This is a genomic window from Methylocucumis oryzae (assembly GCF_000963695.1).
Taxonomy (GTDB): Bacteria; Pseudomonadota; Gammaproteobacteria; order Methylococcales; family Methylomonadaceae; genus Methylovulum; species Methylovulum oryzae.
The window spans coordinates 23,321-33,319 of the sequence record NZ_LAJX01000046.1; the positions used below are offsets into that span (position 1 = coordinate 23,321).

At 41.5% G+C, this 9,999-nt stretch carries 9 protein-coding genes and 2 pseudogenes; 5 read left to right on the top strand and 6 right to left on the bottom strand.

Annotated features, from left to right (window positions below; genetic code table 11):
- Positions 1-96 precede the first annotated feature (96 nt).
- The 6 genes and pseudogenes from nqrF to VZ94_RS05475 form a co-directional block, all read right to left on the bottom strand.
- Positions 97-1,317: an NADH:ubiquinone reductase (Na(+)-transporting) subunit F gene (gene nqrF / locus VZ94_RS05450; protein ID WP_045778463.1), complete on the bottom strand. Its 1,221-nt coding sequence runs from the start codon at positions 1,315-1,317 to the stop codon at positions 97-99.
- Positions 1,318-1,327: 10 nt separating this feature from the next.
- Complete coding sequence (gene nqrE / locus VZ94_RS05455) at positions 1,328-1,936, bottom strand: NADH:ubiquinone reductase (Na(+)-transporting) subunit E (RefSeq protein WP_045778464.1); 609 nt, start codon at positions 1,934-1,936, stop codon at positions 1,328-1,330.
- Complete coding sequence (locus tag VZ94_RS05460; protein ID WP_045778465.1) at positions 1,936-2,601, bottom strand: NADH:ubiquinone reductase (Na(+)-transporting) subunit D; 666 nt, start codon at positions 2,599-2,601, stop codon at positions 1,936-1,938. Before VZ94_RS05460 ends, nqrE begins: the two co-directional genes overlap by 1 nt.
- 37 nt (positions 2,602-2,638) lie before the next feature.
- Positions 2,639-3,575, bottom strand: a pseudogene (locus VZ94_RS05465) (Na(+)-translocating NADH-quinone reductase subunit C).
- Between the two features lie 5 nt (positions 3,576-3,580).
- Positions 3,581-4,774, bottom strand: a pseudogene (locus VZ94_RS31685) (NADH:ubiquinone reductase (Na(+)-transporting) subunit B); the annotation flags it as partial.
- Entirely contained in the window at positions 4,774-6,126 is a 1,353-nt protein-coding gene (locus VZ94_RS05475) for a Na(+)-translocating NADH-quinone reductase subunit A (protein ID WP_045778466.1), read from the bottom strand. The pseudogene VZ94_RS31685 and the gene VZ94_RS05475, both read right to left, overlap by 1 nt.
- 632 nt (positions 6,127-6,758) lie before the next feature.
- On the opposite strand from VZ94_RS05475, the gene VZ94_RS05480 reads away from it, so the two are divergent.
- The 5 genes from VZ94_RS05480 (at position 6,759) to VZ94_RS05495 (ending at position 9,838) form a co-directional block, all read left to right on the top strand.
- Positions 6,759-7,262, top strand: coding sequence for a VPLPA-CTERM sorting domain-containing protein (locus VZ94_RS05480; RefSeq protein WP_045778467.1), 504 nt, complete (start codon positions 6,759-6,761; stop codon positions 7,260-7,262).
- A gap of 271 nt (positions 7,263-7,533) precedes the next feature.
- Positions 7,534-7,791 carry an SDR family oxidoreductase gene (locus tag VZ94_RS28085; RefSeq protein WP_239649660.1) on the top strand — a complete coding sequence of 86 codons (258 nt, stop codon included), beginning with the start codon at positions 7,534-7,536 and terminating at the stop codon, positions 7,789-7,791.
- A gap of 49 nt (positions 7,792-7,840) precedes the next feature.
- Positions 7,841-8,821, top strand: a complete 981-nt coding sequence (locus tag VZ94_RS05485) for an SDR family oxidoreductase (protein ID WP_239649661.1) — start codon at positions 7,841-7,843, stop codon at positions 8,819-8,821.
- Positions 8,818-9,291 (top strand): DUF2269 family protein, encoded by a 474-nt coding sequence (locus VZ94_RS05490; RefSeq protein WP_045778468.1) that lies wholly within the window; start codon positions 8,818-8,820, stop codon positions 9,289-9,291. The genes VZ94_RS05485 and VZ94_RS05490 overlap by 4 nt, the downstream gene beginning before the upstream one ends.
- 4 nt (positions 9,292-9,295) lie before the next feature.
- Complete coding sequence (locus VZ94_RS05495; RefSeq protein WP_082081404.1) at positions 9,296-9,838, top strand: DUF4166 domain-containing protein; 543 nt, start codon at positions 9,296-9,298, stop codon at positions 9,836-9,838.
- Positions 9,839-9,999 lie beyond the last annotated feature (161 nt).

A 9,999-nucleotide genomic window follows, 5' to 3' on the forward strand; every position in this document is an offset into this window, starting at 1 on the left:
AATGAAATGGCACTGTAGGCTATGAAAATGAATAATGACTGAATCGAAGAATTCTCCCGCCGGTAGAAAAGCTAGCGGGAGAGTAGAAGGACGGAATTAGCCGCCGAAATCATCTAACATAATGTTTTCTGGCTCAACACCGTTATCAAGCAACATCTTAATAACAGACGTATTCATGATTGGAGGACCGCACATGTAGAACTCACAATCTTCTGGCGCTGGATGATTTTTAATGAAGTTTTCATAAACGACATTATGGATAAATCCAGTATAGCCAGTCCAATTATCTTCAGGTAATGGGTCAGATAACGCTACATGCCAGGTAAAATTCTCATTTTCTCTAGCCAACATATCGAAATCTTCAACATAGAACATTTCGCGTTTGCTACGCGCGCCATACCAGAAAGTAATTTTGCGTTTAGATTTTAGCCTGCGCAATTGGTCGAAAATGTGCGAACGCATAGGCGCCATACCGGCGCCACCGCCGATGAAGACCATTTCAGCATCAGTGTCTTTTGCAAAAAACTCACCGTATGGACCTGACACAATACAGGTATCACCAGGTTTTAAGCTGAAAATATAGGACGACATTTGACCTGGGGGCACATCTTCTGCAGCACGCGGTGGTGGTGTCGCAATACGCACGTTTAACATGATTTCTCTTTCTTCTGGATACGAAGCCATCGAATATGCGCGCAACACAGGCTCATTTACCGTTGATACATAGCGCCATAAGTTAAACTTATCCCAGTCTTCGCGATACTCATCACCGACGATGAAATCACTGTATTTAGCAACATGTTGTGGACATTCTATTTGAATATAACCACCGGCACGATAATTAATCGCTTCGCCTTCAGGTAATTCCAACACTAATTCTTTGATAAATGTAGCGACATTATCGTTAGATTTAACCTTACATTCCCATTTTTTAACCCCGAACACTGAGTCTTCGACTTCAATATCCATATGGTGTTTAACAGAAACTTGACACGCAAGGCGCTCACCTTCCGCAGCTTCGCGTTTAGTAATATGGCTTAGTTCGGTCGCTAAAATTTCACCACCGCCCGATTTCACTTTCACTTTACATTGGCCACACGTACCACCGCCACCACAGGCCGACGATACAAATAAACCATTATCAGCCAATGCGGTTAATAACTTTGAACCGCTAGGCACATGAATAGTTTTCTCTTCATTAATGACAACTTCAACATCGCCTTCCGCCACCAGCTTGCTTTTCGCGCCGATAATGACAAATACCAACGCAATAACAATTCCGGTAAACAGTACGATCCCTAATAAAATTTCAAGCATGTTGTTTACCTTATAGTTGAATGCCGGAAAAAGCCATGAAGCCTAACGACATCAGACCTGCTGTAATAAAAGTAATACCCAAACCTTGTAATGAAGCAGGAATATCACTGTATTTTAGTTTCTCACGTACACCCGCCATAACGGTAATCGCCAATGCCCAACCAAAACCGCTACCAATACCGTATGTTACGCTTTCGGCAAAATTGTAGTCGCGTTCAATCATGAACAAGCTACCCGCTAAAATCGCGCAGTTTACCGTGATTAACGGTAAGAAAATACCCAAGGCGTGGTATAACGCTGGAAAGAATTTATCTAAAATCATTTCCAAGATTTGTACTAAGGCAGCAATCACACCGATACAGCTTAATAAGGCTAAAAAGCTTAAATCGACGCCTGTAATGCCTAACCAAGATAATGCATCTTCTTTCAATAAAGCATGATATATCGCATTATTAGCCGGTACAGTAATCAACTGCACCATCATAACCGCGATACCTAAGCCCATAGCCGTTGAAATCTTTTTAGATACGGCGATAAACGTACACATCCCTAAGAAAAACGATAACGCTAAGTTTTCAATAAAGACGGCTTTGATGAATAAACTGATATACGCTTCCATTAGTGATGGCCTCCTTCACCGTGAGCAATATCCATGATTTTAAATTCGACTTTTTCGCGTTGCGCAGGCTTCCACTGACGCACACCCCAAATAATCAAACCGATAATAAAGAATGCGCTAGGGGGTAATAGCATTAAACCATTAGGTTGATACCAACCACCGTCTTTTAACAATGGCAAAATCTCAATACCTAGTAGCTTACCAGAGCCTAATAGCTCGCGGAAAAAAGACACGGTAATCAAAATCAAACTATAACCTAAGCCGTTACCAATACCATCCATAAAACTTTCTAAGGGCGGATTTTTCATGGCATAACCTTCGGCTCTACCCATTACGATACAGTTAGTAATAATTAAACCGACGAATACCGATAATTGTTTGCTAATGTCATAAGCAAAGGCTTTTAAAATTTGATCGACGACAATAACCAACGAAGCAATAATCGTCATTTGCACAATAATACGAATACTGCTTGGGATATGATTTCTAATCGCACTAATCGCCGCACTCGAACATGCAGTAACCATCGTCAATGCCAGCGCCATGATAAGTGACGTAGACATTTGTGACGTCACCGCTAACGCTGAACAAATACCCAATACTTGTAGTGTAATAGGATTATTATCAACCAACGGTTCAACTAATACTTTTTTTGGTTTCTTTATTTAAGAAACCGACTTTTTTCGTTTTCTAATACTGCGCTCATGATTTCGCTCCTTTAACCGTTTTTACTTTCGCTAAATAAGGTGCAAATCCCTCTTTACCTAACCAGTAGTGAACTAAATGAGTAACACCTGTGCTGGTTAACGATGCACCGGCTAAGCCGTCAACTTGGTATTGTGAACCTGGTTTATTTGGATCAACGCTACCTTTAATCAAGCTTAACGCAACCTCACCCACATCAGCTTCTTCGATTAAGCCTTTTTCTAAGCTTGGTTGGTCAGTTTCAGCGTAAACTTTTTTTGCCTTTCCACAATGCACGCCAATTAGGGTTGACGACTTCACCGCCTAGCCCCGGAGTTTCGGCTTGATCGTAAAAGTTAATACTTTGTACAGTTTGGCCATCGGCTTCTAACGATAAGAAACCATACAAAGTTGACCATAAACCATAGCCATTAATCGGCAAAATGATTGACTTAATTGCGCCACTTTCTTTAACCAAGAAAACTTTTGCATATTTAGCTTTAATACGAATATGCGCTATATCTTGCTCTTTAGGGATAGCAACACTATACGCAGGGTCTTTTGCTGCTTTGCGCTGATCGTAATCTTTTGGGTTAATGCTATCAACATAATCACCCGTTGCTAAATCAACAATTTTCGCTTCGATTTTTTCATCGAACGCCTTGTCAATGTTGCTACCCTCTTCGAGCAATCCCGCAACATCTAGGATATTTTTCTTCATATCCTGTTCTTTGTTATTGATTTGCAAAGGTTTTAATGCAACAGCTGCAAATGCAACTAAAACCGCACAAACTAGACATAAAGACACTGCGATAGCAATAGTTTTTTCCAGGCTATCATTACCTAATGCTAATACTTTTTCGGCATAGGCTTTTGCCTTTAAATACATTTCATATTGTTCAAGCTTGGCACATAGCTTAGCCATGTGCTGGCATTGCTTTTTTTCATTAGGCATGACGTTTTTTTCCTTCTGCTGATGTTGGCCTGAATGACAAAATAATCGATAAGTGGTGCAAACATATTGGAGAATAAAATCGCCAACATAATGCCTTCTGGGAAAGCCGGATTAACAACACGGATTAATACCGTCATCGCACCGACTAACGCGCCAAATAACCAGCGTCCAGTATTGGTCATTGCCGCACTCACAGGATCGGTAGCCATATAAACCATACCAAAAGCAAAACCGCCCATAGTTAAATGCCAATACCAAGGTATTGCAAACATTGGGTTGCTATCACTACCAATAACATTAAACAATAATGATGTCGCCACCATGCCTATAAATACACCGGCCATGATTCTATAAGAAGCTACACGGGTATATAACAAGAAAGCAGCGCCAATCAAAATCGCCAATGTTGACGTTTCACCTAAACAACCTGGCTCAAAACCTAAAAAAAAGTTTGCACCCAGCTGTAATTAGCTGCATGAATGGCATCTAAACCACCATTAGCCGCTAAACCTAACGGCGTTGCCGCTGTGTAACCATCGACGGCAACCCAAACGGAATCCCCCGAAATCGAAGCAGGATAAGCAAAGTATAAAAAAGCACGACCGGTTAACGCTGGGTTCAAAAAGTTTTTGCCGGTACCGCCAAATACTTCTTTACCAATCACGATACCAAACGAAATACCTAAGGCAACCTGCCATAATGGCATATCCGGCGGCATAATTAAGGTATAGAGCATTGACGAGACTAAAAAGCCTTCATTGACTTCGTGACCGCGTACAGTTGCAAACAGTACTTCCCAAATACCACCAACAGCCAGCGTTGTAATGTAAATAGGTAAGAAATACAGCGCACCGTGAACAAGATTGGATAATGGATTCATTGGGTTATAACCAAAGACCATCATCGGAATACTACGCCAGTCATTAATTTTGTCCAACTCAATAGCGGCCATTGCTAGATTCGCTTGATAACCGGTGTTGTACATTGCCATTAATACACAGAAAAACGTAGCAATTACCACAAACGTCATCGTCCGCTTTAAATCATTACCATCACGTACATGTGTTGCCCCACGCGTCACATCGGGTGGCGTGTACATAAAAGTATCAACCATTTCATAAAGGCCATAATACTTCTCGTATTTACCGCCTTTAGAAAAAATGCGGAGCTAGACTGTCTAAAAAATCTCTTGCAGACATTATCCTTCCTTCTCAATTTTAGTTAAATTCGCTCTCAAAACCGGACCGAAATCATGCTTACCCGGATCGACAAAAGTACACAAGGCCAAATCTTCCTCATTTAACTCTAAGCAGCCTAATAATTGCGCTTGATCGGAATCACCCACGACTAATGCTTTTAATAACGCAGTAGGCAAAATATCGAGTGGCATTACTTGTTCGTACACACCCACAGGAACAATCGCTCGGTTACTACCGTTTCTATTGGTGGTCAGCGGGAACTTACGCTCAGATTTACGTTCCTTGCTTGATACATAGACATTTAGAGCTGAATATTTGTCTTTGCCAGGCACAATCCAACCAAAAAACTCCCGTTGACGACCTTCTTCTAACACTGAGACCTGATTGCTGTAGACGCTTAGATAATCGGCCCAACCAGTTGCATGATGACCATATAACACGGAGCCTGATACCACGCGACTCTCAACACCTTCTGCTAATTCACCAGCAACTAATTCCGATGCACACGCACCGACACGAGTTTTAATTAAACGCGGATTTTTTGCTGTAGGACCCGCTAACGCGACGACTTTTTCGACATTAAGCTGCCCTGTCGTAAATAACGCACCTATTGCCATAACCGCTTGATAGTCTATATACCAAACAAATTTTTCCGCACTAACCGGATCAATAAAATGGATATGGGTACTTGGCAACCCTGCTGGATGCGGCCCTGAAAACTCTGCAACCGTCACACTCGCATTGCCAACGTTAATATCTGCGCCTTTTGCTTTACAAACGTAGGTCTTGCCTGCCGTTAAACGGCTAATAACTTTTAATCCGTTAATAAAATCGGCAGAACGTGGCTTAATAATAATGCTAGGATCAGCAGCAAGAGGGCTAGTATCTATAGCGGTTACAAAAATTGAGCTAGGCGTGCTATCTATTGCAGGCGTTTTGCCATAAGGCCTTGCCCGTAATGCCGTCCACAAGCCAGACGCCACTAAATTTTCTTTTACCTGTTCAATGCTTAATCCCGCTATGTCTTCCTCTGAATAGCTAGCAAATGAAACAGCTTCTGAGCCACTTAATTCGATGACTACCGATTGTAATACGCGTTTTTCTCCGCGATTAATAGCTTTAACAACACCTGCACCGGGTGCAGTAAATAAAACCCCCGGATTTTTCTTATCGCTAAACAGCGCTTGTCCTAACTTAACCTTATCACCTTCAGCGACAAGCATGGTAGGTTTCATACCTACATAATCCATACCTAAAATAGCAACCGATGTTACTGGATTACCATTGTCGACCTCTTGCTTAGGCTGCCCCGTTATGGGTATATCCAAACCTTTCTTAATAGTAAATTGCATAGTAAAAGCCTACTCTCCCAATAAGTTGCGATAAAACCGCATCTTGTTAAACCCCAGCCGAATTAAGGGGCGTGTTAACACGTAAAACGAACGCATTACAACATAAAACTATAGCTTTCTCAACATTGTAGCAAACACCAAGCTGTGCTGACTTACATGAGTACTACGTCAAAAAATGCGATTTATCCTCTAGGCAAATGGCGCTATCAGCATTAAAAATATCCCGGCCATAACCAACAATAAAGATGCACTAGAAATAGCACGTGTTTAGATTCATTTAGCTTCATTTATTAGTGGAAGGATTATTGTGAAAAATACCGATGTTTATGCAGTACTCAGCAAACTATTTACAAATTAGAAACAATATAATTCAATCTTATTTACACTTAACGTAATAAAACTAATACGCACCCTCTACTAAGGTCGTATCATATATACGCTTAAGAACTGACGAAAATGATAGAATAATCACCTACAAACTGTGATGAAGTTTCCAATTAAGCAACAAAATGGCAAGGCATTGTGTTGTTTTGTGAATACCATCAAACAACTTCGTTGACGGGCTTTATTCTCATCAAAGATTATAAGGACGTACTTTTGATAGTACGTTTTTAAATCTTGGAGCCTTTCTTATGAAAAAATTAATCTTTGCATTAACGTTGCTGTTTAGCATTCTTGCAGTTCAAGACGCTTCTGCTGCGAATTTAACGTGGGTCACTACACCGAATGTGTCAGGTAGTGACATCAAAGTACTGGATAACACGGTAGATTCGATTTTAGAAGCAAGCTTTACATTTAAACCTCAGCCTGGCGCTAACACCACCGTTACGCATAACTGGGTTTTTAATGCGTCAGCAAGTTCTTACGTTAGCTTTTTCGTTACAGTATTAGCCAACTTTACTGTTAAGTTAGACAATCAATTAATTCAATACGGCGACAGTTTTCTACTTTCAGGTCAACACACACTGACAGTCGTTATGAAGAAAATTGGAGCTAGCGTAAATGGTAACGCTCAAGAGCAGCTATACCTTACTAGCACTGTAGTGCCTATCCCTGCAGCCATCTGGTTATTCGGCTCTGCTTTCTTGGGCTTAATTGGTGCCGCACGTCGCAAAACTGTCACGCCAGCAATTTAAGCATTATTGTTTAGATAAAAATCTAAGACCCCTACCCCAACTCAATAAGCCCTTAACCTTTAAGGGCTTTTTTATTGTTCTTGCGCAGCCAAAATACGCTGCACAGCCACTGCTAGTTTTAACAACACTAAACAGAACAGTTTGCCTATCTTTGCTAACGCCATACAGCGCGTATAACAGCGTTAACTTATTCCAACATTATCAAATCGGAAGCCTGAGCGAGTTACGCTGAATACACTGCTCTCTTAATTCTAAAAGAGAGGAGCATGATATGAAGATATTCTTAACAGGTGCTACTGGCTTTATAGGCCGGTCAGTACTGCGCGCTTTATTAACACAAGGCCATACTATTTGCGCCTGCTGCCGACATCCTGAGCGACTACAGTCATCAAGTCCTCAAGTTGAATTAATAGTCATCAATTATAACCAGATGCTTGATGAGCAAAGCTGGTATCCCTATCTTCACTCAGTCGATACCGTAATTAATTGTGTGGGTGTTATCGTAGAAACGCCGCAGCAAACGCTTTGAAACTCTGCATACCAAAGCACCTATTGCGCTGTTTAATGCCGCAGTCACGATGGGTGTAAAGAAAATTATCCAGTTATCCGCACTGGGTGCAGACGAACACGCACAATCAGCCTACCACTTAAGCAAAAAAGCCGCCGATGATGTATTAAGACAGCTGCCCATTACTCATAGCATCTTACAACCTTCAATTATTTACGGCCATGGCGCCGTCAGCACAGAGCTGTTTAGCACGCTAGCGGCTTTACCGATACATTTATTGCCCAATAACGGCCAGAGTTTATTACAACCTATTCATATTGACGATGTTGTTGCCTGTATCTGCCAATGTCTTGAATCTAACAGCACTGAATCGAGAGCATACATATTAGTCGGCTCAGAACCGATTAGCTATCGCGACTATTTACAACACTTAAGAAAACGACTAGGAAAACCACCGGCTCAAACATATGCGCTTGGTGACTGTGGTTACTCATTGCTCGGCGCACTCTTGCCGATTTTAGGTGAGCCTATCTTATCGGCAGATAATTTAGCCATGTTGCAACAAGGCAATTTCGACGATCCCCACGACACCACAACGCTATTAAAACGGCCACCCCAAAACATAAAGACTTGGCTATCAACGCCAGCCAGTCAAGCAGAGCGCTGGTATGCGCACATGTATTTTTATAAACCCGCGTTGCGCTATTGCATTGCATTAGTCTGGTTGTGGAGTGGTATCACTTCGATACTGTTTTATCCACATCAGCAAAGTTATGACTTACTTGCTCAGCTCGGCATTCATAATACCTGGGCAGTGGCAACCCTTTATGGTCTAGCCAGTTTAGACTTGGCGATGGGTTTAGCGGTTTTATTTTGTAATCGCTTAACGTTTATTTTGCTTGTGCAAATTTGGATAGTACTAGGCTATTCAATAGCCATCGCCGTTTATCTACCCGAATTCTGGCTACATCCTTTTGGCCCGACACTGAAAAATCTGCCATTTTTATTATGTTTATCGATATACCGGTCACTAGAAGGAGAAAAGTCATGATTTTTTTAAGCTTAAAGCTGCTTCATATTCTCAGCGCCATTGTGTTGTTTGGCTTAGGCTCAGGCACGGTATTTTATAAAATCATGGCTGACGCTAGCGGTAATCACTCAGCAATTGCCATCACGAGTCGTCATGTCGTACTCGCCGATTATTGGTTTACCACACCAACCGTAATCATACAACCGTTAACAGGCTGGTTATTAGCACAACACCTTTCAACACCTATTACTGAAGATTGGCTAATGTTGACGGTATGGCTTTATCTCATTACCGGCTTATGCTGGCTACCCGTTGTGGTTTTACAAATTCGTATGCGTGATATAGCCAATGACACCTGGTTACATGGCGAACCCTTACCTTACATCTATCACTATTATTCTAAGATTTGGCTCACGTTAGGTGTACCGGCATTTTTTGGCATGATAGGCATTACCACGCTAATGGTCTTTCACAACTCACTTTGGAGTTAAACTTATGCTTCCCCTTATGCAACGTGTTTTAGGTGACTCATGGGCTTCATTGCCTAACGTATTACAACAACATTATCAAATCACCGGCAGTCAAACCAGTACTCTAAAAGGCCAATTAACCATTGCTTACCCCAAATTCATGACACCTATCGTCTGGCTTATTCATTTATTCGGTGGCTTAATTTTATGGCCTGGCGAACTAATAAACATTACAGTGCAAAAGCATAGCGATGCTAATGGCATGATATATTGGCGGCGAAAGCTTAATTACCCTGATGGCAAAACAGATTACTTTTACTCAACCATGACGTATGTCGCTGACCATGAATTGCTTGAAACCATAGGTTTTGGTTTTGGCTTATATTTAACCGTTAGCGTAGTCAACGGCGATTTATGCTATGAAAGCAACGGGCATTTCTGGCATATAGGCAAATTAAAAGCCAAAATACCCGATTGTTTTGTATTAGGCCGCGCACTCATCACTGAACATGCACTGTCTGAGCGAGAGTTTTTCTTAGACTTTAGGAATATGCATAAAATAACTTAGTCAATTGCCAGAGCCGTCTTTTCAGGGACGGCGGTATAGTTCCACTGCCTAAGGTGCTTATCAAAAACGATGCGCATAGATTCTTTAAATCCTACCGCTACTTTTCTGCCTGTTGCATACACTTTATCAAGAATACAGGCGACCACCTTTAACCCGGCCTT